The organism is Lysinibacillus mangiferihumi, assembly GCF_003049665.1.
In the GTDB taxonomy this organism is placed as follows: Bacteria; Bacillota; Bacilli; order Bacillales_A; family Planococcaceae; genus Lysinibacillus; species Lysinibacillus mangiferihumi.
The window spans coordinates 25,823-50,342 of sequence record NZ_PYWM01000013.1 but is presented as its reverse complement, the minus strand read 5'-3'; the positions used below and the strand labels follow the sequence as shown (position 1 = coordinate 50,342).

General features: G+C 38.9%; 22 protein-coding genes and 1 riboswitch. Of the genes, 17 read left to right on the top strand and 5 right to left on the bottom strand.

The features are described from left to right. Positions 1–36: 36 nt before the first annotated feature. The 8 genes from C9J37_RS13465 to C9J37_RS13430 all read left to right on the top strand — a co-directional run bounded on the left by C9J37_RS13465 (position 37) and on the right by C9J37_RS13430 (position 11,670). Positions 37–1,425 carry a protoporphyrinogen oxidase gene (locus C9J37_RS13465; protein ID WP_107895743.1) on the top strand — a complete coding sequence of 463 codons (1,389 nt, stop codon included), beginning with the start codon at positions 37–39 and terminating at the stop codon, positions 1,423–1,425. Between the two features lie 125 nt (positions 1,426–1,550). Then, positions 1,551–1,650, top strand: a riboswitch (SAM riboswitch). Between the two features lie 90 nt (positions 1,651–1,740). Next, positions 1,741–3,588, top strand: coding sequence for a bifunctional homocysteine S-methyltransferase/methylenetetrahydrofolate reductase (locus C9J37_RS13460; RefSeq protein ID WP_107895742.1), 1,848 nt, complete (start codon positions 1,741–1,743; stop codon positions 3,586–3,588). Next, positions 3,581–7,012, top strand: a complete 3,432-nt coding sequence (gene metH / locus C9J37_RS13455) for a methionine synthase (protein WP_107895741.1) — start codon at positions 3,581–3,583, stop codon at positions 7,010–7,012. The genes C9J37_RS13460 and metH overlap by 8 nt, the downstream gene beginning before the upstream one ends. Before the next feature lie 215 nt (positions 7,013–7,227). Continuing rightward, positions 7,228–7,728 carry a GNAT family N-acetyltransferase gene (locus C9J37_RS13450; RefSeq protein WP_107895740.1) on the top strand — a complete coding sequence of 167 codons (501 nt, stop codon included), beginning with the start codon at positions 7,228–7,230 and terminating at the stop codon, positions 7,726–7,728. Positions 7,729–7,921: 193 nt separating this feature from the next. Next, on the top strand, positions 7,922–8,953 hold the full coding sequence (locus tag C9J37_RS13445; protein WP_024363969.1) for a Delta(5) desaturase DesA: 1,032 nt from the start codon (positions 7,922–7,924) through the stop codon (positions 8,951–8,953). Positions 8,954–9,100: 147 nt separating this feature from the next. Next, complete coding sequence (locus C9J37_RS13440; RefSeq protein WP_428842486.1) at positions 9,101–10,246, top strand: sensor histidine kinase; 1,146 nt, start codon at positions 9,101–9,103, stop codon at positions 10,244–10,246. A gap of 16 nt (positions 10,247–10,262) precedes the next feature. Beyond that, a complete protein-coding gene (locus C9J37_RS13435; protein ID WP_103978022.1) occupies positions 10,263–10,868 on the top strand; it encodes a response regulator transcription factor in 606 nt (201 codons plus the stop codon). Between the two features lie 85 nt (positions 10,869–10,953). After that, positions 10,954–11,670, top strand: coding sequence for a 3-ketoacyl-ACP reductase (locus tag C9J37_RS13430; RefSeq protein ID WP_107895738.1), 717 nt, complete (start codon positions 10,954–10,956; stop codon positions 11,668–11,670). Between the two features lie 313 nt (positions 11,671–11,983). Here the strand turns inward: C9J37_RS13430 and C9J37_RS13425 are convergent, their stop codons facing one another. From C9J37_RS13425 to C9J37_RS13415, 3 genes are all read right to left on the bottom strand, one after another. Continuing rightward, positions 11,984–12,958 (bottom strand): proline dehydrogenase family protein, encoded by a 975-nt coding sequence (locus C9J37_RS13425; RefSeq protein ID WP_107895737.1) that lies wholly within the window; start codon positions 12,956–12,958, stop codon positions 11,984–11,986. A gap of 75 nt (positions 12,959–13,033) precedes the next feature. Next, a complete protein-coding gene (locus C9J37_RS13420) occupies positions 13,034–13,786 on the bottom strand; it encodes an ABC transporter permease (protein ID WP_107895736.1) in 753 nt (250 codons plus the stop codon). Next, a complete protein-coding gene (locus C9J37_RS13415) occupies positions 13,783–14,514 on the bottom strand; it encodes an ABC transporter ATP-binding protein (RefSeq protein WP_107895735.1) in 732 nt (243 codons plus the stop codon). The genes C9J37_RS13420 and C9J37_RS13415 overlap by 4 nt, the downstream gene beginning before the upstream one ends. Positions 14,515–14,633: 119 nt before the next feature. Between C9J37_RS13415 and C9J37_RS13410 the strand changes: the two genes are divergently transcribed. Continuing rightward, positions 14,634–15,134 carry a methylated-DNA--[protein]-cysteine S-methyltransferase gene (locus C9J37_RS13410; RefSeq protein ID WP_107895734.1) on the top strand — a complete coding sequence of 167 codons (501 nt, stop codon included), beginning with the start codon at positions 14,634–14,636 and terminating at the stop codon, positions 15,132–15,134. A gap of 92 nt (positions 15,135–15,226) precedes the next feature. Here the strand turns inward: C9J37_RS13410 and C9J37_RS13405 are convergent, their stop codons facing one another. Together C9J37_RS13405 and C9J37_RS13400 are read right to left on the bottom strand one after the other, a co-directional pair. Then, on the bottom strand, positions 15,227–16,522 hold the full coding sequence (locus tag C9J37_RS13405; protein ID WP_024363977.1) for an ammonium transporter: 1,296 nt from the start codon (positions 16,520–16,522) through the stop codon (positions 15,227–15,229). 13 nt (positions 16,523–16,535) lie between these two features. Beyond that, positions 16,536–16,877, bottom strand: a complete 342-nt coding sequence (locus tag C9J37_RS13400; protein ID WP_024363978.1) for a P-II family nitrogen regulator — start codon at positions 16,875–16,877, stop codon at positions 16,536–16,538. A 311-nt stretch (positions 16,878–17,188) separates the two neighbouring features. On the opposite strand from C9J37_RS13400, the gene C9J37_RS13395 reads away from it, so the two are divergent. From C9J37_RS13395 to C9J37_RS13360, 8 genes are all read left to right on the top strand, one after another. Continuing rightward, positions 17,189–18,658, top strand: a complete 1,470-nt coding sequence (locus C9J37_RS13395; RefSeq protein WP_107895733.1) for a nicotinate phosphoribosyltransferase — start codon at positions 17,189–17,191, stop codon at positions 18,656–18,658. Between the two features lie 15 nt (positions 18,659–18,673). Continuing rightward, positions 18,674–19,498, top strand: a complete 825-nt coding sequence (gene nadE / locus C9J37_RS13390; RefSeq protein WP_107895732.1) for an NAD(+) synthase — start codon at positions 18,674–18,676, stop codon at positions 19,496–19,498. A gap of 155 nt (positions 19,499–19,653) precedes the next feature. After that, positions 19,654–19,974 (top strand): NAD synthetase, encoded by a 321-nt coding sequence (locus tag C9J37_RS13385; RefSeq protein ID WP_107895731.1) that lies wholly within the window; start codon positions 19,654–19,656, stop codon positions 19,972–19,974. A gap of 591 nt (positions 19,975–20,565) precedes the next feature. Next, positions 20,566–21,210: a nitrous oxide reductase accessory protein NosL gene (locus C9J37_RS13380; protein WP_107895730.1), complete on the top strand. Its 645-nt coding sequence runs from the start codon at positions 20,566–20,568 to the stop codon at positions 21,208–21,210. 61 nt (positions 21,211–21,271) lie between these two features. Then, entirely contained in the window at positions 21,272–22,540 is a 1,269-nt protein-coding gene (locus tag C9J37_RS13375; protein ID WP_235617107.1) for a right-handed parallel beta-helix repeat-containing protein, read from the top strand. Then, positions 22,537–22,989, top strand: a complete 453-nt coding sequence (locus C9J37_RS13370) for a nitrous oxide reductase accessory protein NosL (protein ID WP_107895728.1) — start codon at positions 22,537–22,539, stop codon at positions 22,987–22,989. Before C9J37_RS13375 ends, C9J37_RS13370 begins: the two co-directional genes overlap by 4 nt. Continuing rightward, positions 22,989–23,798, top strand: a complete 810-nt coding sequence (locus C9J37_RS13365; protein ID WP_227665474.1) for an ABC transporter permease — start codon at positions 22,989–22,991, stop codon at positions 23,796–23,798. The genes C9J37_RS13370 and C9J37_RS13365 overlap by 1 nt, the downstream gene beginning before the upstream one ends. Beyond that, positions 23,798–24,475 carry an ABC transporter ATP-binding protein gene (locus tag C9J37_RS13360; protein WP_235617106.1) on the top strand — a complete coding sequence of 226 codons (678 nt, stop codon included), beginning with the start codon at positions 23,798–23,800 and terminating at the stop codon, positions 24,473–24,475. Before C9J37_RS13365 ends, C9J37_RS13360 begins: the two co-directional genes overlap by 1 nt. The last annotated feature ends 45 nt before the right edge of the window (positions 24,476–24,520 follow it).

Sequence of the window (24,520 nt, the reverse complement as noted above, 5' to 3'; positions counted from 1 at the left end):
ATAAGGAGAGAAATAACGAATTAGGGGCGATACTTTATGAAAACAATAGTTGTATTAGGTGGCGGCATTACTGGTTTATGTACGATGCATTATTTACAACGCCAAGTATTGCAAAAAAACATAGATGTCAAACTAGTGCTTGTTGAGAAAAATCCATACTTAGGTGGTAAGTTACATTCCGCTTATGAGCAAGGATTCATTATGGAAACGGGTGCTGACTCGATTGTGGCTCGTCATAAAGGGGTCATGGAGCTGGTGCAGGAGCTTAATTTTGAACAGGAGCTAGTGTACAACGAAACAGGGGTATCTTATATCTATACAAACGACGAATTACATGCGATCCCTGCTGATTCAACATTCGGTATTCCAATGAGTTTAGCGTCTCTTGAAGCGAGTACACTAGTATCAGAAGCGGGTAAACAACAGGCATTACAAGATTTAACAATGCCGAATAAAGGCTTTACTAAGGACAGCTCAATCGGTGAGTTTTTAACATATTACTTAGGGGAAGAACTTGTACAAAATCAAATTGCACCAGTATTAGCTGGGGTATATTCGGGTGACCTCCATCAACTGTCGATAGCATCTACCTTACCGTACATAATCGACTATAAAAATGAGTACGGTAGTATTATTAAAGGTTTTGAGGCAAATCGCGAACAATTTGTGAAAGCTTCCAACAAAAAGTTTATTTCGTTTAAACAGGGCTTATCATCACTTATCCATCGTCTTGAAGAAACGTTAACAAATGTAGAAATTATTAAAGGCGTAGCAACAACCAATGTAAAAAAACATGAAGAACATTATACAATCACATTAGCAGATGGGAGCATGATTGAGGCTGAGCACGTAGTATTAGCACTGCCAAATGAAGTCGTGCAAAGCTTATTACAGGACCCATCTTTGGATCGCTATTTTAAAGAATTTACTACAGCCTCTGCCATCACCATTTACCTAGGCTTTGATGTACCGGACGCAGTGCTACCAGCAGATGGGACAGGCTTTATTGTGTCACATAACTCGAATGTGCAATGCAATGCCGCAACATGGACAAGCCGAAAATGGAAACATACATCTGCTAATAGTAAATTGCTTGTGCGCCTCTTTTATAAGAGCATTAACCCTGCGTATGAAACATTACGTATGATGACAGATGAAGAATTGACAGCTGTAGCATTAGAAGATGTAAAGAAAAGTTTAGGCATTGATGAAAAACCAATGGTTGTAAATGTAGCCAAATGGATCGATCAAATGCCAAAATACGATTTGGCACATCATGAGGCGTTGCAAGGCTTAACAGCGGAGCTTGCAGAACGGTATCCCAATTTATCGATAGCGGGTTGCTCATACTTCGGCGTAGGTATTGGTGCTTGTATTCAAAATGGTAAAAAAATAGGCGAATCGCTTGCGGAAAAACTAGAATAACAGTGAAGTTAAAACTAAAATAATATTTTTTTCGGGAGAAATCTCCTTTGTTAAGTGAAATAGTCTTGACTCTATCGTCTGTAAACGATATGATTCTTTTAATTATTTGAAAAATTCATACTACATTCTTATCAAGAGAAGCAGAGGGACTGGCCCTATGAAGCTTCAGCAACCAACTTATGTCAGGTGCTAAATCCAGAAGACCTTTTTGGTCGAAGATGAGAAGGAACAACAATTGCGATTCGTTAAAGCCTTCTTTTTTGTAAAAGAAGGCTTTTTATATTTTGGATACAAGGAAAGAGAGGGCTACGATTTATGGGATTGCTAGAAAAGTTAAAAACACATGTGCTTACCGCGGATGGAGCCATTGGTACTGTATTATATGGCTACGGCTTAGAGTACTGTCATGAGGAAATGAATGTACAGAGACCGGAGTTAATTGAAAAAATTCATAGAGAATATATAGCTGCTGGTGCAGATGTCATTCAGACCAATACTTACGGTGCAAATGCGATTAAATTAGCGCGTTACGGCTTAGAATCACGGGTTCAACAATATAATGAAGCGGCAATCACGATTGCAAAACGAGCGGCAGCTGATGGCGGGCAATTTGTTTTAGGGACAATTGGGGGCATCCGTGGCATTCGTAAAAGTGATGCTACTTTAGAGGAAATATTATTGACTGTTGAAGAACAAGCAAATGTGTTACTTGCTGGCAATCCTGATGGTCTTTTACTTGAAACGTATTATGATTTTGAAGAGTTAAGTGCAACGTTAAAAATGTTACGTGGCAAAACAGAGTTACCGATTATTGCACAAGTATCCATGCATGAGCCGGGTGTGTTGCAAAATGGAATGACGTTAAATCAAGCATTACATGAGTTACAAGCTCTTGGTGCAGATGTAGTAGGCGTCAATTGTCGTTTAGGTCCCCATCATACAATTCAAGCATTTGAAGGTGTGGAGCTTCCTGATAAAGCATTTATGTCAGCATATCCAAATGCATCGCTACTAGATTTAGAGGATGGGCGTGTCGTTTATGAGTCAGAAGCTGATTATTTTGGCCGAGCAGCAGTTGCATTGCGTGACCAAGGTGTTCGTTTAATCGGTGGATGTTGTGGTACGACACCTAAACATATAGCAGCTGCGAAGAAATATTTAGAAGAGTTAACGCCTGTTGAAGCAAAGTATACGAAACCTGAAAAAGTAGAGATTGTGCGGGAAGCGGAACCTGCGACATATGAACCGCTACATGAAAAGGTGAAGCGCGAACGTTCGGTTATCGTAGAGTTAGACACTCCGAGACATCTAGAAATTGACGGTTTTATTCAAGGGGCAAAAAAATTATATGAAGCAGGTGCAGATGTCGTGATGATGGCTGATAATTCGCTTGCATCTCCCCGCATTAGTAATGTCGCTATGGGTGCGTTATTAAAGGAGACACATGGTGTACGACCGTTGACGCATATTACGTGCCGTGACCGTAACTTAATTGGTCTACAATCCCATTTAATGGGCTTAAATGCACTTGGCATTCATGATATTTTAGCGGTTACTGGAGATCCAACAAAGGTAGGAGACTTCCCAGGTGCCACAAGTGTTTATGATGTTTCATCCATGGAGCTTATTCAATTAATTAAACAGTTGAATGAGGGGATATCATTTTCCGGTAAGCCACTTCGTAAGAAAGCAAACTTTTCTGTTGCGGCAGCATTTAACCCGAATGTTCGTGTATTAGATCGTGCAGTAGCACGCTTAGAGAAAAAGATTGAACATGGTGCGGATTATTTTATTTCTCAACCTGTTTATACAAAAGAAAAAATTGTGGAAATTTATGAGGCAACAAAGCATTTAGACGCCCCAATTTATATTGGTATTATGCCAGTAACGAGCTATAAGAGCGCCGAGTTTTTACATCATGAAGTACCAGGGATTAAATTATCAGACGATGCACTAGCACGTATGAAGGCGTGTGGTGAAGATAAAGAACGTTCAACATTAGAAGGGATTGCAATTGCCAAAGAGTTAGTAGAAGTAGCGGCAGAATATTTTAATGGTATTTATTTAATTACACCGTTTTTACGCTATGATATGACGCTTGAATTAATGAAATTTATCGGACAATTGGATGAACAGAAAAAAGGAGTAAGTATAGATGGCTAAGCACTTGATTGAAGAGCAACTAGAGAAACGAATTTTAATTCTGGATGGCGCAATGGGTACAATGCTTCAAAATGAAAACTTATCAGCAGAAGATTTTGGTGGTGAGGAGCTTGATGGTTGTAACGAGAATCTTGTATTAACTAGACCCGATGTGCTTGAAAAGGTTCATCGAAAATATTTAGAAGCTGGTGCGGATATCATTTGTACAAATACGTTTGGCGGTACACCTCTCGTATTAAATGAATATAATCTTGGGGCTAATGCGGAAGAGATTAATAAACGTGCGGTGGAAATTGCACGCAAAGTAGTGGATGAGTTTTCTACTCCAGAATGGCCACGTTTCGTTGCCGGAGCGATGGGCCCAACGACGAAAACATTATCAGTCACTGGCGGTATTACCTTTGATGAACTAGAAGAAAACTTTTATGTACAGGCAAAGGCTCTAATTGAAGCAGGTTCAGATGTACTGCTACTAGAAACGAGTCAGGATATGCTCAATGTAAAAGCGGGGACACTAGGGGTGTCACGTGCGTTTAAAGAGACGGGCAAAGAATTACCGGTGATGATTTCCGGCACGATTGAACCGATGGGTACAACATTAGCAGGGCAAACAATTGATGCTTTTTACATATCAATCGAACATATTAAGCCGCTTTCAGTCGGTTTAAACTGTGCAACTGGTCCAGAATTTATGACCGATCATATTCGTTCACTAGCGGAGCTTTCTACTGGTTATATTAGCTGTTATCCGAATGCTGGTTTACCGGATGAGGAAGGTTGTTATCATGAATCACCCGAATCCTTATCACAAAAATTAAAAGGTTTTGCTGAAAAAGGCTGGCTGAATATTGTCGGTGGTTGTTGTGGGACAACACCAGCCCATATTGCAGCAATTAGAGAAGTACTAAAGGACGAAAAGCCACGTCCATTACCTGAAGCTACACATGGTCATGTCGTATCGGGTATTGAACCTTTAGTGTACGATGATTCAATGCGCCCATTATTTATTGGGGAACGAACAAATGTTATTGGCTCTCGAAAATTTAAAAATTTAATCATTGATGGTAAATATGAGGAAGCGGCAGAAATTGCTCGTGCGCAAGTGAAAAATGGTGCACATGTTATCGATATTTGTTTAGCGAACCCTGACCGAGATGAATTGGCGGATATGCGTGGATTTATGCAGGAAGTTGTGAAAAAAGTTAAGGTTCCACTTGTTATCGACTCCACAGATGAAAAAGTAATTGAGGAAGCATTGAAATTTTCTCAAGGGAAAGCCATCATTAACTCTATTAACCTAGAGGATGGAGAAGAACGTTTTGACGCCGTAATGCCATTAGTGAAAAAATATGGTGCTTCTTTAGTTGTTGGTACGATTGATGAGCAGGGGATGGCAGTAGATCGTCATCGTAAATTAGAAATTGCTGAGCGTTCTTATCAATTATTAACGGAGAAATGGGGCTTGGCTCCTGAAGATATTATTTTTGACCCGTTAATGTTCCCGGTAGGTACTGGAGATGAACAATATATTGGATCAGCACTTGAAACAATTGAGGGCATTCGTCTTATCAAAGAAAAAATGCCACGTACGTTAACGGTACTCGGTGTCAGTAATATTTCTTTCGGCTTACCACCAGTGGGTCGTGAAGTTCTGAACGCTGTTTATTTATATCACTGTACACAGGCGGGCTTGGATTACGCGATTGTAAATACAGAGAAATTAGAGCGTTATGCATCGATTCCTGAAGCGGAAATTAAGCTAGCAAATGATCTATTGTTTAATACAAATGATGAAACATTAGCGGTTTTCACTGATTTTTATCGTGATAAAAAGAAAGAGAAAACAGAAGCGGATATTCCGAAAACGGTGGAAGGGCGCTTAGCTTACTATATTTTAGAAGGAACAAAAGAGGGGCTTATTGAAGACTTAGATGCCGCTCGTGAAATTTTTGAGGCGCCGCTTGATATTATTAATGGGCCGCTGATGGAAGGGATGGCTGAGGTTGGTCGTTTATTCAACGATAATCAGCTTATCGTTGCAGAAGTATTACAATCAGCGGGTGTTATGAAGGCTGCTGTAGCACATCTTGAACAATTTATGGAAAAAAATGAGGACAGTTCTGGCAAAGGTAAAATGGTGCTCGCTACTGTAAAAGGTGATGTGCATGATATCGGTAAAAACCTAGTAGATATTATTTTAAGTAATAATGGCTACAAAGTCGTTGATTTAGGTATTAAAGTAACGCCAGCTCAGTTAATTGAAGCGATTCGTAAAGAAAAACCTGATTTCATCGGACTATCTGGCTTACTCGTTAAATCTGCTCAGCAGATGGTGATCACTGCGCAAGACTTTAAGGCTGCTGGTATTGATGTGCCGATACTAGTAGGAGGGGCGGCGTTGTCTCGACGCTTTACAGAAACGAAAATTGCTAATGAATATGAAGGACCTGTCATTTACTCAAAAGATGCGATGCAAGGGCTAGAGCAAGTGAATCTGTTAATGGGTAGTGAGACGCGAGAAAACTTTTTAGCTGAAATAGCAGAGTCCCGCCAAAAACGATTAGAAGCAGATGAAAAACGTGCAGCACGACCTGCTAAAGAAATTACAGTGAAGCCTGTACGTACTGTGAAAGATGCACCGGTGTTCCTGCCATCGGATGTTCGCCGTCATGTGAAAAAGGAGTACTCGGTGTCGCATCTATATCCATATGTCAATATGCGAACATTACTAGGGCATCACTTAGGGCTAAAAGGACAAGTTCAACAATTACTAGATGCAGGGGATACGCGAGCAACAGAATTAAAAGCATTGGTGGATGATTATTTACAAAGTGATCTATTGAAACCTTCAGGCTTGTATCAATTCTTCCCAGCACAAGCTGATGGAGATGATGTCATCGTTTATGATCCTGCCGATAGTAAAACGGAAATTGAACGCTTTACATTCCCTCGCCAACAGGTGGAACCATTTATGTGTTTAGCAGATTTCTTGAAAACAGTAGAAAGTGGAGAAATGGACTATATTGCATTGATGGTTGTCACAGCTGGTCAAGGTGTAATGGCGACAGCTCGTCAATTAAAAGAAGATGGGAAGTTCCTTGAAAGTCATGCCCTTCAATCAACTGCTCTTGAGCTTGCTGAGGGCTTTGCGGAACGTATGCACCAAGAAATTCGTGATCAATGGGGCTTCCCAGACAACACAGATTTCACAATGCGAGACCGTTTTGCTGCGAAATATCAAGGGCAACGTTTCTCATTTGGCTATCCTGCATGCCCAAACTTGGAGGACCAAGAAAAATTATTTGGTTTGCTCAAGCCAGAAGATATAGGGGTTCATTTAACAGAAGGCTTTATGATGGAGCCAGAAGCTTCCGTATCTGCAATAGTTTTCGCGCATCCAGATGCGAGATATTTTAACGTGTAATTTTGCTAAAAATGCTTTATCTTTATGAAGAACACTTTAACGGTCAACGATTAAAGTACATGTGAGCAACGGATAGTACGGATTTTGAACGGGCAATATCCAAGCCTGCTCAAAATCCGTGTTTCCTTTATGCTTGTCGAATGGACTATTGTGCAATGCATACCCTGCTGTTATCGGTGGGGTTCTATTTCTTTTTAGGTGAGGACGTGAACTGGATGATTCGATTTATGGAAGAAAAAGATTTACCTGAGGTTTTAGCTATTTATAACGATGTTATTTTAACGAGTAAAGCTGTATATAGGTATGAAATACAATCATTAGATGAGAAAAAGCAATGGTTTTATGAGCACCAAGCAGCGGGTAACCCGTTGTTAGTTTTTGAGGAAAATGGAGTAGTGGCGGGTTTTGCAAATTACAGTCAGTTCCGCCCTTATCCAGGTTATAAGCATACGATGGAGCATTCGGTATACGTACACAAGGAGCATTATCAGAAAGGCATTGCCAGTAAGTTAATGCATCAATTGATTGATATCGCAGAGAAACAGGGTGTGAAGACTTTAGTTGCCGGTATCGATGGCGAAAATATTGGCAGTATTAAGGCGCACGAGAAGCTAGGCTTTGAATATGCAGGAACAATTAAAAATGCGGGATACAAATTTGGAGAATGGTTGGATTTAGTATTTTATCAACTGCATTTAACGGGACCTGAAAAGTAAAAAGGCAGCGCTAATAAAGTAACAACAGCATCGCTAACGTGTTGAAATAACCTTAGCGGAGAGCGGAATTTTATAGCGCTGGCTTTTGAGTATGACAAATGTCATATGCTTTTTATGATGTTTGCGTCTGTTGCTCGCTATACTCTTGTTTTATGATGATATCATAAGCAAAAGGAAACGAGGGAAAAAAGGAATGGCAACAGATAAAGAAAAAACGAAAAAGTTGCGCCAAGATGTAGCACCATTTGCGAAATCAGACACAGGTAAAAGTGTTTTTCAAATGGTTAACACAATAGCGCCGTTAATCGTCCTATGGATTGCTGGTTATATGTTGGTTGATATTTCGCCATGGTTAACTGCAGGTTTAAGTGTTATTGCTGCTGGTTTTGTCGTAAGAACATTTATTATTTTCCATGATTGTACCCACGGTTCATTTTTCAAAAGCAAAAAGGCAAACGACTGGGTTGGCTTATTAACTGGGGTACTAACATCGTTCCCTTATGAAAAATGGAAACGTGAGCATACAATTCACCATGCAACAAGCTCGAACTTAGATAAGCGTGGTATTGGTGATATTGATATGATGACAGTAGAAGAATATTTACAATCTTCTAAAGGTCAACGATTATGGTATCGTTTTTATCGTAATCCACTTGTAATGTTCGGCTTAGGTCCTTTATATATGGTATTAGTTTTAAATCGTTTTAACCGAAAAGATGCGAAGCAAAAAGAGCGTATGAATACGCATTTAACAAATATTATTATTGCCGGCATTTGTGCAGGGCTCATTTACACTATGGGTTGGCAAGCATTTTTATTAGTGCAGGGTGTTACTTTATTTATCGCAGGTGCATTAGGAATTTGGTTATTCTATATCCAACATACGTACGAAGATTCTTATTTCGAGCATGACACTGATTGGGATTATGTGAAAGCCGCGGTAGAAGGTAGTTCATACTACAAATTACCGAAATTATTACAATGGATAACAGGTAATATCGGCTTCCACCATGTACACCATTTAGCTCCGCGTGTACCGAACTATAATCTTGAAAAAGCGCATAAAGAAACGCCACCATTACACACGGCTACTACAATTACGTTACGTACAAGCTTAGAATCGTTACGCTATAAATTATACGATGAAGAACTTGGCAAATTTGTCTCTTTTAAAGAAGTCAATGAAATCATAAAACGAAAAACGAAAGGCAGTATTGCTGCTTAGTCGTAAACAGCCATCTCTTCTTAGGAGGTGGCTGTTTTACATAGTAAGGATAGGCTCGTAGGCAAGCCACTGTATGGCAATGGACGGGCGCAAATATGCTTTTCTTGTTATAATATAGGGAAAAGTAGGAAAGAGCGTGAGATTATGATGAGGAAACGGCATAGTATCATTCCGAATAGTCCTATGCTCAGCGTTTATTTATGGATTATTTTTTGTTTTCTCCCGTTTTTCTTTATATTTAGAAAATCATCGTATATTGAAATATCAATAGGCATTACTTTTTTAATGCTCTATTTTATTTTTTACCGATTTTCTGTGAACGCTAAAAACGGGCTTGTTTATATGTGGATTAGCTTTGAGATGGTCATTAATATTACGTTGACTATTTTGTTCGGCTATGTGTATTTATCGATTTTTACAGCCTTTTTCATTGGAAATATCCGTAGACCGGTTGGCTTTTACATAATGTATGGCCTCCATATTGGTTTTACTGTGATATCTACAGGATTTGGTTTCTTTGTTGAGCTACATTTATTTTTATCACAGCTTCCATTTGTTGTTTTAACGATTTTGGCAGTGGTGCTTCTACCGTTAACAATTTATTCGAAAAATAAGCGTGAAAATTTAGAAGGGCAATTAGAAACTGCAAATGAACGTATTGCCGAATTAATTGTTTTTGAGGAACGGCAACGTATAGCAAGAGATTTACATGATACGCTCGGTCAAAAATTATCCATGATTGGCTTAAAAAGCGATTTAGCATCTAGACTTATTGCACGTGATCCTCAGCAAGCATTAATCGAGATAAAAGATATTCGTCAAACAGCTAGTATTGCTTTAAAAGAGGTTCGAGAATTAGTATCGGATATGCGGACAAATAAATTTGAAGATGAGCTTATGCGTATATCTCAAATTTTAAAAGCGGCTGAAATGGAATTTGTTTTTGAGGGGGATATGGACTCCTTACGTGTCCCACCACTTGTAGAGAATGTGTTGTCCATGTGTTTGAAGGAAGCCGTAACGAATATTGTGAAACATAGCGGCGCAACCAAATGTGAAATAGCCTTCCATCAAAACTTTAAAGAAGTACATTTGATTGTTCGCGATAATGGACAAGGCATTACGAAAAAACAGGCATTGAAAACAGGTAACGGCTTAAAAGGGATGCGCGAACGATTAGAGTTTATTAATGGCACATTTAAAATAGAAAGTGAAAATGGCACTACTTTAACGGTATCGATTCCAGTGACCATTACACATCAAAAGGTTGCAGAAAATCTGAAGAACCTATAGGAAAGAGGGTTATGACATGATACGAATTGTAATCGCTGAAGACCAGGGGATGCTGTTAGGCGCACTTCGTTCCTTACTTAGTATGGAGGAAGATATGGAAGTTGTCGGTTTAGCCAAAAATGGTGAGGAAGCATTGGCGCTTGTAGCAGAGCACCAGCCGGATATTTGTATTATGGATATTGAAATGCCGGTGAAAACTGGGCTTGATGCGGCTGAAGAATTACATGGTTCTGACTGTAAAGTTATTATATTAACAACTTTTGCAAGACCTGGCTACTTTGAACGAGCAAGAAAAGCAGGTGTACGAGGTTACTTACTAAAGGACAGTCCTATCGAAGAATTGGTTAGTGCCATTCGAACAATTGTTGATGGCAAACGCATTTACGCACCCGAGCTGGTTGACTTTGTCTATGAGGATGATAGTGAGAATCCGTTAACTGAGCGCGAAAGTCAAGTGTTGACACTTGTGGCAGAAGGTAAAACGACGAAGGAAATTGCGGCTGAGTTATTTTTATCGGCAGGAACTGTACGTAACTATATTTCCACCATTTTAGAGAAGCTTCATGTGGGCAATCGGATTGAAGCGATTGCACGCTTTAAGGAAAAAGGATGGAATAAATAAGTCTTCTGGATGTACTTTTCAAGGATGAATAGGTATGCTAAACAACAGAGATTTTTCTATCACTACTTATAAAGGAGCAAGATATATGCAAACGATTACTGGTAAAACAGCTTTAATAACTGGTGCAGGTCGTGGTATTGGCCGTGCAACAGCCATCGCCTTTGCGAAAGAGGGCATTAATGTTGGGCTTGTAGGACGCACATTAGAAAATTTACAACAGGTTGCTGACTTATTAAAGGCGTATGAAGTCAAGGTGGCACTAGCTACAGCGGATGTAGCTAATTTGCAATCTATCACAACAGCAGTAGAAAGTATTCGTGCTGAGTTAGGGCCAATCGATATTTTAGTAAATAATGCGGGTATTTCAAAATTCGGTAAGTTTTTAGAGCTTTCACCTGAAGATTGGACGAATATTGTAGATGTAAATGTCAAAGGTGTATATTACACAACACGTGCCGTCCTACCTGAAATGATTGAGCGTTCTTCCGGAGATATTATTAACATTTCATCTACCGCTGGTCAAAAGGGTGCTCCGATTACGAGTGCGTATAGTGCTTCGAAAGCGGCTGTTATTGGTATGAGTGAATCGCTGATGTTAGAAGTTCGCAAACATAACATTCGTGTTGTGACATTAACGCCAAGTACGGTTGCAACGGATATGGCAGTGGAATTACAATTAACTGATGGTAACCCTGAAAAGGTTATGCAAGCGGAAGATTTAGCAGACTTAATGGTCGCTCAATTAAAATTACATCCACGTGTTGTGCTAAAACATGCAGGCCTTTGGTCAACAAATCCTTAAAAAGTAGTTGTCCATCAAATGAAAAAAAGAGTTACCAAAAATGGTGACAAGATTAAAGGCATCAAGATTTCACTCTTGATGCCTCTTGTTATTTTTATAGTTAGGAAATGTTATTTGATACTAAGTTAAATGCATTTATTAGTTGATTGGAGCGGAGGGCGGGCGACTCCTGCGGGACAGCACAAAACGTAAGCCGCAACAACCTGCGCGATAGCGAGGGTTGCGGCTTACGGTGTGCCCGCGGAAAGCGTCCGCCCGTAGCGGAAATCAACGGCAATAGTTAGCGCTATAAGTTTTTCTACAAGATTTTTTATTACTTTTTACGCTTTGTTAAACGTCCAAGAACGAATGCACCAGCTGCTACTGCAAGAACGGTATTCGTTTTTTTCGTAAATACTTGTTTCGTAACTAGGTTAAGGTTTTGCGGACGCTCCGCTAAACGACGCATAAAGTAACCGTACCAATCTTCGCCAAATGGTACATAGACACAGAAGTTATAGCCTTCTTTCGCAAGCTCTTTTTGCATATCTGTGCGGAAGCCGTACAACATTTGGAATTCAAATTTATCGAGTGGAATATTATTGTCTGCAACAAAGCGTTTAACATGTGCAATAACGTTATGGTCATGTGTCGCAATCGATGTAAATTTGCCATGTAATAAATGATATTCAATCAATTCGATAAAGTTTAAATCGATATCTAGCTTATCTTGGAAGGCTACATCAGCAGGCTCTTTATATGCACCCTTTACAATACGTAAGCGGTAGTTTTTAAATTTTTCAATATCGTCTTTTGCACGATAAAAGTATGATTGGATAACCGTTCCAACATTGTTGAATGTTTTTGATAGCTCTTCCACCATATCAAATGATGTTTGTAGACGACCGTAATTTTCCATATCAAAGTTAACAAAAATATCATAAGCTGCTGCTTTTTCTACGATCTCATATAGATTGTCATAGCAAAAATCAACATCAATGTCTAAACCTAATTGAGATGGCTTTAACGAAATATGCGCATCCACACCATTTTCATGAATGGCTTCAATGACAGCGAGGATTTGTTCCTTAGCTTTTGTCGCTTCTTCTTCATTGGCAACAAATTCCCCTAGATTATCCACCGTGCAAGAGATATTATGTGCGTTTAAATCTTTGATGCTTGCAATTGTTTCTTCTATATTAGTACCAGCTACCACACTTTGGGCACCTAACTTTAAGCCGTATTTTTTAGCAGCACTATTTAATAGTTGGTTTTCAGATAATTGGATGAAAAAATCGCGTAATAACATGGGTCATTCTCCTCACTGCATTTTTCTTACTAGTATAACATATTTATAGTAATTGTCATGATATCACGAAAACAATTATTCAACTTCCAATAATTGTAACCTTGCGTTAAAAAGCGCAGGATAGCTTAAAAAACCTATCATTATGCTCGATAATGTTGCGGTTGTTAAAAGGGCAAAAATAATTAACAATTGAAATTGTACTGCTTGTATAGGGTCTGCACCACCAATAATTTGACCACTCATCATACCTGGTAATTGAACAAGCCCAATCGTTTTTTGACTTTCGATGGTAGGGATCATGCTCGCTTTAATCGCATTGATTAGTTGGCGATGAATTGCTTGCTTTGGTGTACCTCCTAGCGATAAAATGAGTTCAATTTCATTTTCGTGACTTGTAATTTCCGCAGTAAAGCGATTTAAAAATAAAATAGATAGTACCATGGAGTTGCCAATTAGCATTCCGCTAATAGGAATAATATACTGTGCAGTTGTAGGAACAATGTTGAAACCGAGTAAAACGCCTTGTGTGACAATTTCCACCATTACAAGCGTAAACACTATTTTCCACGTAATACCCTTAATACCTTTTCCCTTTTTTCGGGCATTTAAAGTGGCAGCCACAATCATCAATGCCACCATTAGAAAAATATATATAATACTCCCTTCACCAAAGACAAAATTTAAAATATAGCCGACTGCAAGCAATTGAATAATTGAGCGAATCGTTGCAATAATTGTGTCTTTTTCAAGCCCTAGCTTAAATGTCTTTGATAGTACTAGCGGGATTAAAACAAAAATCAATGTTAGCGAAAGTGAAGTATAAGTCATGCGTTTACCCCCTGTATAAATTCAGCGACTCTTGGGTGAGTAGGGGCTTTCAATAACGAGCTTTCACCTGTTTCAATAAGCTCTCCATCCATCATGACCCATGTGTAATGGCCGATCGTGAGCGCTTGCTGTAAATTGTGGGTAATCCAGATAATCGTAACATTATAGTTTTTATTTAATGATACGATAAGTGCTTCAATATCCTGTACAGATTGACGGTCCAATGCGGAAGTTATCTCATCTAACAATAATATAGAAGATTGATTAATAAGAGTACGTGCAATGGATACCTTTTGACGTTGTCCACCAGATAATTCATTTGTAGCGCGGTGTAAAAAGCTGGCATCGAGCCCGACATCTAGTAAATATTGAATGGCATCTTGTTGTGTGAGCTTTTTTCCTTGTAAAGCGAGTGGAAGAGCCAAATTATCAAATACAGTTCCAGCAATCATAGGTGCTGCTTGAAGGGCAATTCCGACATGTTTTCTTAATGTAGTTGGCTCATAGGTAGTGATTGTTTGATTGTCAATGAATATAAGCCCGTCAGTTGGTGATAATAGTCCGTTACACATTTTTAATAAGGTCGTTTTACCAGCGCCAGATGGGCCAACGAGCGTTGTAATTTTGCCTTTAGGAAATGAACCGGTAATGGACTTTAAAATAGCCTTATCCTTTACTAAAAAGCTCACTTGTTGAAGATGGATAGCGGGCTCGTATATCGTAGTCATGTAGTTGAAACTCCTTTATGCTTATAGGTAAAATAACTGTAGCATGAAATATTTGTTAACTACAGTTATTTTACCTTTTTGCAGTATACTTCTAATCATCATGTGTAAGGAGAATTTTAATGACTATTTTATATGTAGATACACTAACATTCGCACAAGGCGAGATGTATATGATTGCGGCGAATGAAGGGCTTGTCTATCTTGGCACACCCAATACCGCATTTGATGAGGTGGAAACGTGGGCTCAAAAGCACTTTAAAGGCTACAGTTTTGAAGAAAACAGTGAAAAGCTTAAGCCTTATGTTAAGCAATTCACAGCCTATTTTAATCGAGAGCTGACTGAATTTAATTTACCGATTCATGTGAAAGGAACAGCATTTCAACTAGCCGTCTGGGATGCACTCAAAGAACTTCCTTATGGAACAACCACAACATATGCTGCTATTGCAGAGCGAATAGGCAATCCAAAGGCTGTGAGGGCTGTTGGAAGTGCAATCGGTGCAAACCCGATATTAGCGATTATTCCGTGCCACCGTGTAATTGGGAAGAACGGTAAGCTAACAGGCTTTCGCAGTGGGTTAACGATGAAACAGTTCTTACTTGAGTTAGAGATAGAATAAATATAACAAAAAAGAAACTGCTAGAAATCCGCGCAAATTGATACGGATAGCTAACAGTTTCTAGTGCCTTTAATGGATAACGTATCTATTTTTTAGACATGTTTTTCGGTCACGTTTGTTTGTGTTTTGCCGATGTGAGTTAAACGTTGTGCAAATGTTTCACCTTGTATAGCGGAGCTTTTAAAAATCTCTTGGTATTCATAAGCAGGTGTACCATGTTCGATCACATCTAGACCTGTAATTTCTTCTTCTGCTGATACACGTAAAGGGACAAATGCTTTAATGATATATAAGCCAGCTGTGACAGTAACGCTAACCCAAGCAATTGTAGCAATCACACCTATAGCTTGAATACCTAGTAAGCTAATGCCACCACCGTAGAACAGACCTTGACCACCAACATCAAATAGCCCAACTGCAAGTGTACCCCAAATACCACAAATACCGTGGACAGCAATTGCACCTACAGGATCATCTACTTTTAACTTCCATTCAATAAAACGGACACCTTCTACTAATAATGGTGCTGCGATTAAACCAATAATAAGTGAACCAACAATGCTGACGTTTGCGGCACCAGCTGTAATGCCTACTAGACCTGCTAATGCACCGTTGAGAGTTAGTGAGCCATCAATATGACCGTAGCGGAATTTAGTATAGAATGCAGTGGCAACAACGCCAGCTGCTGCTGCGAAAAATGTATTGGCAATTACTTTTGGAACAAGTGCAGGGTCTGCTGCTAACGTAGAGGCACCATTAAAGCCGAACCAACCGAACCAAAGTAAGAACACACCTAATGCGCCTATAGGAATACTATGACCAGTAATAACGTTAACACGTCCGTTTTCGTATTTACCTAGACGTGGTCCAACCATTATGGCTGCTATAAACGCAGCTACTGCACCAGTTAAATGGACAACAGTAGAACCAGCAAAATCGATAAAGCCGAGGTCAGTTAACCAACCTTGACCGCTCCACACCCAATGACCTACTACGGGATAAACAAGTATTGTCATTAGTATGATGACACCGATATAAGCAAAAATATTTGTACGTTCTGCTACTGCACCCGATAAGATAGTCGCACCTGTGGCAGCAAACATTGTTTGGAAAATAAAGAAGGAGAGGTCATCTACACCGTTTAAAGCGAAACCACTTGTTCCGAAGAAGCCTCCTGCTGTGTCGCCAAACATAATGGCATATCCACATAGGAAATAAACAATCCCACCAAGCGATATGGTTAAGAAATTTTTCATAATAATGTTAACTGCATTTTTAGAACGAGTAAAACCTGCCTCGACCATTGCAAAACCTGCGTGCATAAAGAATACTAAAATTGTCCCAAGCATAATCCAAACTAAATTTACAGATAATAGTACGTCATCCATAACTATCTCCCCCTTATTCTACAGCAATTGATCCGACTTCTTTAGTACGGATACGAATTGCCTGTTCTACTGGATAAATGAAAATTTTCCCGTCTCCAACTTTACCAGTTGCAGCATCGCGTAATAAAACTTCCACAATAGCATCAACTTTTTCATCATCGATGATCATTTCTAATTTCAATTTTGGTAAAAACTCAATTTCATAGGCATTGCCTCGAAACAAACCTGTATGACCTAATTGACGACCGCAGCCAGCGATTTCAGAAATACTTAAACCTGCAATGCCTACTTTTGCAAGTCCGTCTCGTACAGCCCCAAAAACTTCCGGACGAATAATGGCCTCTATTTTTTTCACTCACAACAGCTCCTTGCGTAAATTTAATTTACATATTATAGCGAGTAGATACATGGCGCAATTGTTTTTTTTATTACGATGGTAGGTTATATTACATGATATATTTCGTCTTTCGTAGTAGTTTACTAAAAAGCTATTTATAAAAGGAATGAAAGCGGTGCTAAAATTTGTGTCTAAAATGTGAACAGTTCAAAATTTTCTGACTATATATGTTAGGAAACATAACATGGGAACAGAAAAGTGTATAACGCAAGATTTTGGGTATATAGTGTATACTAGGACTAATTATGAAAGTGGAAGAAGGGATTCCTATGAGATCGAACTATGCTGACGATAGCTTAGCGCTACACACGGACCTGTATCAAATTAATATGGCAGAGTCTTATTGGGCTGATGGCATACATAATAGAAAAGCGATTTTTGAATTATATTTTAGAAAATTACCATTTGGAAATGGCTTTGCCGTATTTGCTGGACTGGAACGCATGCTTGAGTATTTGCGAGATTTTCGCTTTAGTGAGTCAGATATCGCGTATTTACGTGAAGAGGTTGGATATAAAGAAGACTTCATTGACTATTTAAAAAATATTCGCTTTACAGGCGATATGTATTCAATGGTGGAAGGGGAGCTCGTTTTTGCCAATGAGCCAATTGTACGTATTGAGGCACCTTTAGTTGAAGCACAACTAATCGAGACGGCTCTATTGAATATTGTCAATTACCAAACACTAATTGCCACTAAAGCGAGTCGTATTAAGCAAATCGTTAAAGATGAAATGGCAATGGAGTTTGGTACACGTCGAGCGCAAGAAATGGATGCGGCTATTTGGGGAACTCGTGCAGCATTTATAGGAGGGTTTGCTTCAACTAGTAATGTGCGTGCAGGAAAACTATTTAACATTCCGGTAGCTGGTACTCATGCTCATGCACTTGTACAGGCTTATAAAAATGATTATGATGCATTCCACGCCTATGCGAAACGTCATCGCAACTGCGTATTTTTAGTGGACACCTATAATACGCTGAAATCTGGGGTGCCGAATGCGATAAAAGTGGCAAAAGAGCTTGGTGATAAAATTAATTTCATTGGTATTCGTTTAGATAGTGGGGATATTGCTTTCTTGTCAAAAGAAGCACGTCGTATGTTAGATGAAGCAGGCTTCCATGATGCCAAAATTGTTGTCTCCAATGATTTAGATGAATATACGATTTTAAACTTGAAAGCTCAAGGTGCCCGCGTAGATATGTGGGGAATTGGTACAAAATTAATTACAGCTTACGATCAGCCAGCATTAGGGGCTGTTTATAAAATGGTCGCTATTGAAAATGATGAAGGTCAGTTAGAGGACACGATTAAAATTTCTGCTAATGCTGAAAAAGTTTCAACTCCTGGTTTGAAAAGTGTTTATCGTATTATTGACCGTAAAAACGGTAAAGCAGAGGGTGATTACATTACGATGCATGATGAAGACCCCCAATCTGAAGAGCGAATAAAGATGTTCCACCCTGTGCATACATTCGTATCAAAATTTGTCACGAATTTCGAGGCGAAAAACTTGCATCAGCATGTGATTAATAAAGGGGACGTAATTTATGACAATCCAACGTTGGAAGAGATGCGTAATTATGCAGCTGACAATTTAGAACTGCTGTGGGATGAATATAAACGTGCCATGAATCCAGAGGAATATCCAGTCGATTTAAGCCAAAAATGCTGGGATAATAAAATGCGAAATATTGAAGAAGTACGAGAAATGGTCGATCGAATTGTAAAAGACTAAGGAGTGGAAGATGTTATGGCATTACAACAGCAAATTATTACCGAATTAAAAGTTTTGCCAACAATTGATGCACAGGAAGAAATTCGTAAATCCATTGATTTTTTGAAGGCATATGCACAAAAATATAGCTTTGTAAAAGGGTTTGTACTTGGTATATCAGGTGGTCAAGACTCTACTTTAACTGGTAAATTAGCTCAACTAGCAGTGAATGAGTTAAATGAGGAAGCAGGCGAGCAGAAGTATTCATTTTGGGCAGTGCGTTTACCATATGGTATTCAAAAGGATGAACAAGACTGTCAGGACGCTATTGATTTTATTCAGCCTACGACTACCTACACGGTCAATATTAAGGAAGCGGTTGATGCAAGTGTTCGTGCTCTAGCCGATGCTGGAGTTGTGCTTAGTGATTTTGTAAAAGGTAATGAAAAAGCACGGGAGCGCATGAAAGTACAATTTTCTATCGCTGCTATGAATAGTGCTGTTGTGTTAGGAACAGACCACGCTGCGGAGGCAATTACAGGTTTCTTTACAAAATATGGTGACGGCGGAGCTGATTTAATGCCTATTTTTCGTCTGAATAAGCGTCAGGGGAAACAATTATTAGCGGCACTTGGTTGTCCAGCGCATCTGTATTTAAAAGTTCCGACTGCTGACTTGGAAGAACATCGTCCATCTTTGCCAGATGAAGTGGCGCTTGGAGTAACTTATGAGCAAATTGATGATTATTTAGAAGGGAAGCAAATTCCTGACGATGCTCGTGAACGATTAGAGCAACATTATTTACGCTCTCAACATAAACGCCATATGCCAATTACAATTTTTGATGATTTTTGGAAGTAATGCTTATGAGAATAGAGTTGTTCAAAAGTGATAGATACTTTTTGAATAATTCTATTCTTTTTTTATATATTTGGTTCTGTTTGCTTAATTTTTTGCATATAATGTCGATATAAATACCTATAAAGTAAGTAAAATGAAAAGGAGGGTAACTAATTATGAGGACTTCTAGAGTAAATGCGACGACAGGTAGCACTTTTCGTAATGAACAACAGTATTTACATGCTGGTGATATTAGTCATAACTTTAGCCACCATACACAGCAACAATTTAAAAAAAGTTTGCAAAAAAATAAAGATAAAAAGCAATCAAGTAATAAGAGGCCGATGCAGCAACAACGTCATAATCAACTAGAACCTATTTTTGCGGAAAGCGGAGGCACTGTTCAAATTCACAATGAACTAAATGAAACAGCTGGAAAACTGAGCCGTCTAAGTAAGCTAAAGAAGCGCCACAATAGTTACCGTACCTCTATATAGCAAAATCAAGTTCGAGAACATGGGTTGTTGATTGTGGCGACTCTACTAAAGAACGCACAACCAATCGCCAGTAAAAGTCAGTGAATCAAAGACCCGCCCGTAGCGGACAACAACGACAAGAGGCTAGGACATAACTAAAAAAATTTAAGAAACAGACGAAAGCTGTTCATAATTTTCTGCTATATGGAGACCTTAGCCACTCTTGCTTTTGCAAAAATAAAAAATTAGAAGTGTTCACTAGTTGTTGGTAGCGAAGGCGGTGACTCCAGCGGGAACAGCACATAATGTAAGACGCAACAGACCGCGCGTTAGCGAGGGTTGCGGCCTTACTGTGCTGAGCGGAAAGCACCGCCGTAGCGGACAACAACGGAATAGCAAAAAAGTGTTAGATTGATGGCAGTCAATCTAACACTTTTTCTCTTTTGTCCTCGCTTTTTTAATCGTTTTAGTTTGTAAGAGAATACTTTGACTTCAAGACGTTTGCAAAGTAGTCAAATAGATTTTTCCGAATCTTCACAGAGATTTTCATCTTATTTCACAACTTATCTGTAAAATACTAGGTAGTAACAGAAAAGAATTGGGGGAGCAATAGTGAAAAAATTATGGTTACCAGTACTAGCTACGTTACTAATATTGACAGCGTGTGGTACTGAAAAGGCAGAAGTGAAGGAAGAAAAAACGAATTCAGAAGTTGCATCGAAAGAGTCTGAAGTGAAAGATGAATCAGTGCAAGTTGCTTCTTTAGTAGATTCACGATTACAAGAACCACAAGAAGATACAGTTTGCGAAATGTGTAATATGAAGGTTTATATGAAAGACCATGAAATGGGTGTATTTTCTGCTCAAGCGATTAAAGCAGATGGTACAATTGCGTTTTATGATGACATTGGCTGTTTAGTCAATGCAGAGGTTGCGAATAACGAGAAAAATGATAAGTTTGTACGTGATTATAATACAAAAGATTGGGCGAAGGTCGAAGATGTCACAATCGTGAAAACAGATTTAAAATCACCAATGAACTGGGGATATATCTATTTCATTAACAAAGCTGATGCAGATAAGTATTTAGCTGAAAATCCAACAGCGCATGTAGAAGAATTACAAAAAATTAAAGACGATGCATTAGAGCGCCGTAAAAAGAAAATGCAAGAAAACGCTGAAAAGGAAGCTAATGGAGAATCAGATAAAATGAATATGGAAGAGATGAATCACGAAAGTGATGACCATAATCATTAATACACAAAGGGCTAGGGGAATTTCCTCTAGTCTTTTCTTACTGAACTTGGAGGTACTAAAGGTGAAAAAAATAGGATGTGTCTTATTGTTTTTGCTATGTATAAGTTCGACTGCCTATGCAAAATTTGATATACAGGAGGCAATCGACAGAGCGGAACCTGGGGCCGTCATCAACATTCCAGCAGGTTATTATAAAGGAAATTTGATCGTGACAAAAAACATTACATTGCGTGGAGAAAAAGGCACAGAGATTGCAGCCGTTGGGGAAAAACCAGCAATTCGTATTGAAGGTGCAGACGCAGTAATGATTGACAATATGACGCTATCGGGAAAAAAGGGAATTGTTGCTAGTGAGGTGGAAGGTCTTGCGCTACGACAATTGAAAATTAACGACGTGCATAGTGCTGTGCATATTCAACACGGCGAAAATGTACACATCCAACATGTTGAAATAGTTGGCACACAGGCGCATTATTCAAAAAAAGGTAATGGTATTGCTATTTATCAAAGCGAGAAGATAGTGGTTGAAGATAGTAATATTAAACATGTGCAAGATGGTATTTACGTAGAAGAGGTTGACGGCATTGTTGTGCAACGCAATACGGTAGAGAATAGCCGTTATGGTACGCATTTTATGTATACTGAAAATGCCAAGGCTCTAAACAATACGTATGCGAGCAATGTAACAGGATTGATGGTGATGATGACTAGCGGTATTACGATTAAGGACAATGTAGTCATCCATCATAACGATATGAATGGCAGCGGAGCATTGCTATATGATGTGCAGCGTGCAGACCTTGCTTTTAATACGATGAAGAACAATCGAACGGCCATTGCATTACAGAAAAGTGCAGAGGTGCAAATTATGCATAATCATTTTCAAATGAATCAAACGGCCATTGAAGGAACAAAGGTAGATGACCAAACAGTTGTAGAGAATAATCAGTTTACTGGCAATATATTAACCGCTCGTTCGGATCAACAAGGCTATCGGTTATCCAGTAATTATTATGATGATTATGTTGGAACGGATTTAAAAAATAACGGTACTGGCGATGTTCCATATGTCGCTGTATCTAGCTTTGGACAATGGATGGTCCAACAGCCAGTGTATCAATATTTTGTAGCGTCACCAAGCGTTGTTTTACTAACTTCCCTCGATCAGCAAATCAATAAAAGCGCGAGGACGGTGCTTGTTGATGAAACGCCGAAACTGATGAAAGACCAAAGTGTAAAAAAAGTAGATATGGATATAGCACAGTTTTTGCTAGGTCTATTTTTTATTTTAAGTAGCGTATGGCTATGGAAAAGAGGTTTGATGGAATGAAAAAGTGGATACTAATAATTTGCGTTAGTTGTTTACTGGCTGTAGGGTGTAGTGAAAAAACGTTTAAACCACGTGACATTGTCAATGAAACCGATGTTTGTAAAGTTTGTAACATGTCAATTGTGCATAACGAGTATGCCGGACAAATTGCCTTGAAAAATGGTGACTATGAAATGTTTGATGATATTGGGTGTTTAATTGAGTACATTGCGGCAAATGGAGACGAAGAGGTTGGAGCTGCTTTCATTAAGGATGCAAAAGAGAATAAATGGATTGATGTTTCGAAGGCGACGTTTGTCTACAACAAAGATTATTGGACGCCGATGAATTATGGTGTACTTGCTTTCGAAACGCAAGAAGCTGCGCAATCTTGGATGACTACTGAAGGTAAGGGACAAGTGCTTACTTATGAGGATTTAAGCGATTTTAATTGGGGGATTCATCAGTGATGTACAGCATGCTCATCAAACTTGAATTGAAACAAATGTTGCGCAGTCGGTGGATGCAATTAGTTGGCTTACTCTTCACTTTTGTTTTTACATCGATTATTGTTATCCAGCAAATGGCACTGCCTGATGTAGAAGGTTTTACTCGTCAAACAGCTTCGTTTTTAAATGTCCTTTTGTTTTTATTGCCTCTATTTATTTTGACAATTGGCAGTATGAGCATTGCTGGTGATATAGAAACAGGGTGGTTTTCTTTATTAAAAACCTATCCGATGACGCGTAAACAATATATTTTTGGAAAGTATTTAGCTACTGTTATTGCCTTTTTATTAATCGTGATGGTAGCGTTTGGTGTTGTTTTAGCACTTGGTGGATTACTTGGTGGCGTACGTTTGCCGTTTATTTTTATAAGTCTGACATTATTATGCATTGCTATTTTTACTTCCTTAGCGTTAGCTATTGGGGCGGTAGCGAAAACGAGATTATTTGCGCTATCGCTGTCGTTAGTTTTATGGTCATTTTTCTTATTGCTTCTGTCGTATGCCTTAATGGCAATTGGCACAGTAGTTGCAGGGCATATTTTACAAAAGCTAACGATTATTGTTATGCATATTAATCCTGTAGAATGGTTGCGCTTTGGTTACTTTATATTTACAAAACAGGCCAGCGTACTTGGTCCATCTTTTTATAATGTGACAGCATTTTATGCATCACCATTGGGCTATGTGGTATATGGATTGGTAACATGTTTGTGGGTAGCTTTACCGCTTGCCTTTACTGCAAGGAGACTAAAGAAGGGGGAGAAGCGGTAGTGTTACTAGAGGCGAATCATCTATCAAATGTCTATAAAAATAATAGGGGACTTAAAGACGTATCCTTTACTGTGCAGAAAGGGCGTATTTTAGCGTTAGCAGGTGGCAATGGAGCAGGGAAAAGTACGCTTATTCGCCTGTTAACTGGACAGGAGAAACCGATGTCAGGGGAGCTAAAATGGCAGGACAGTCAAGCGATTCGTTATATGCCAGATGATGTAGATTTTCCCTCAATGTTAACGGCAGCAGAAGTATTGCAATTACTGTCCTCTTTGAAAAGAATAGCTAAAAAAGAGCAAGAGCAAGTATTGAAACGCGTTGGCTTGTGGGACGTTAGAAAGCAAAGGGTTCAACAGTTTTCGAAGGGAATGCGGCAACGGTTAAATCTTGCCCAAAGTTTACTAGGTGCGGGGTCGCTCCTGATTTTAGATGAACCAACGAATGGACTTGACCCATTTTGGATTGCAGAGTTGAAAAAAATGATGCTTGAACAAAAGGAAATGGGCAATACAGTGATATTTTCTACACATTTACTAGGATTTGTAGAGGAAGTAGCAGACGATGTGTTAGTGTTACATGAAGGAAATATATTACTTTCAGGAGACTTAAATGCAATATTGAGGAATGAAAATGTTTCAACATTAGAGAGTTTATGGTTAAAAAAATTAAATCTGTAACATTTATGTAAATGAAACGTTATACTATTAGGTAGGTTTGTTTGA

Coding starts and splice junctions, on each gene's coding strand:
- C9J37_RS13365 (WP_227665474.1), top strand. CDS start 22,989: ATGTACAGCATGCTCATCAAACTTGAATTGAAACAAATGTTGCGCAGT.
- C9J37_RS13405 (WP_024363977.1), bottom strand. CDS start 16,522: ATGGATGACGTACTATTATCTGTAAATTTAGTTTGGATTATGCTTGGG.
- C9J37_RS13440 (WP_428842486.1), top strand. CDS start 9,101: ATGAGGAAACGGCATAGTATCATTCCGAATAGTCCTATGCTCAGCGTT.
- nadE (WP_107895732.1), top strand. CDS start 18,674: ATGGCATTACAACAGCAAATTATTACCGAATTAAAAGTTTTGCCAACA.
- C9J37_RS13420 (WP_107895736.1), bottom strand. CDS start 13,786: ATGACTTATACTTCACTTTCGCTAACATTGATTTTTGTTTTAATCCCG.
- C9J37_RS13425 (WP_107895737.1), bottom strand. CDS start 12,958: ATGTTATTACGCGATTTTTTCATCCAATTATCTGAAAACCAACTATTA.
- C9J37_RS13450 (WP_107895740.1), top strand. CDS start 7,228: ATGATTCGATTTATGGAAGAAAAAGATTTACCTGAGGTTTTAGCTATT.
- C9J37_RS13445 (WP_024363969.1), top strand. CDS start 7,922: ATGGCAACAGATAAAGAAAAAACGAAAAAGTTGCGCCAAGATGTAGCA.
- C9J37_RS13415 (WP_107895735.1), bottom strand. CDS start 14,514: ATGACTACGATATACGAGCCCGCTATCCATCTTCAACAAGTGAGCTTT.
- C9J37_RS13395 (WP_107895733.1), top strand. CDS start 17,189: ATGAGATCGAACTATGCTGACGATAGCTTAGCGCTACACACGGACCTG.
- C9J37_RS13385 (WP_107895731.1), top strand. CDS start 19,654: ATGAGGACTTCTAGAGTAAATGCGACGACAGGTAGCACTTTTCGTAAT.
- C9J37_RS13460 (WP_107895742.1), top strand. CDS start 1,741: ATGGGATTGCTAGAAAAGTTAAAAACACATGTGCTTACCGCGGATGGA.
- C9J37_RS13465 (WP_107895743.1), top strand. CDS start 37: ATGAAAACAATAGTTGTATTAGGTGGCGGCATTACTGGTTTATGTACG.
- C9J37_RS13430 (WP_107895738.1), top strand. CDS start 10,954: ATGCAAACGATTACTGGTAAAACAGCTTTAATAACTGGTGCAGGTCGT.
- C9J37_RS13370 (WP_107895728.1), top strand. CDS start 22,537: ATGAAAAAGTGGATACTAATAATTTGCGTTAGTTGTTTACTGGCTGTA.
- C9J37_RS13410 (WP_107895734.1), top strand. CDS start 14,634: ATGACTATTTTATATGTAGATACACTAACATTCGCACAAGGCGAGATG.
- metH (WP_107895741.1), top strand. CDS start 3,581: ATGGCTAAGCACTTGATTGAAGAGCAACTAGAGAAACGAATTTTAATT.
- C9J37_RS13435 (WP_103978022.1), top strand. CDS start 10,263: ATGATACGAATTGTAATCGCTGAAGACCAGGGGATGCTGTTAGGCGCA.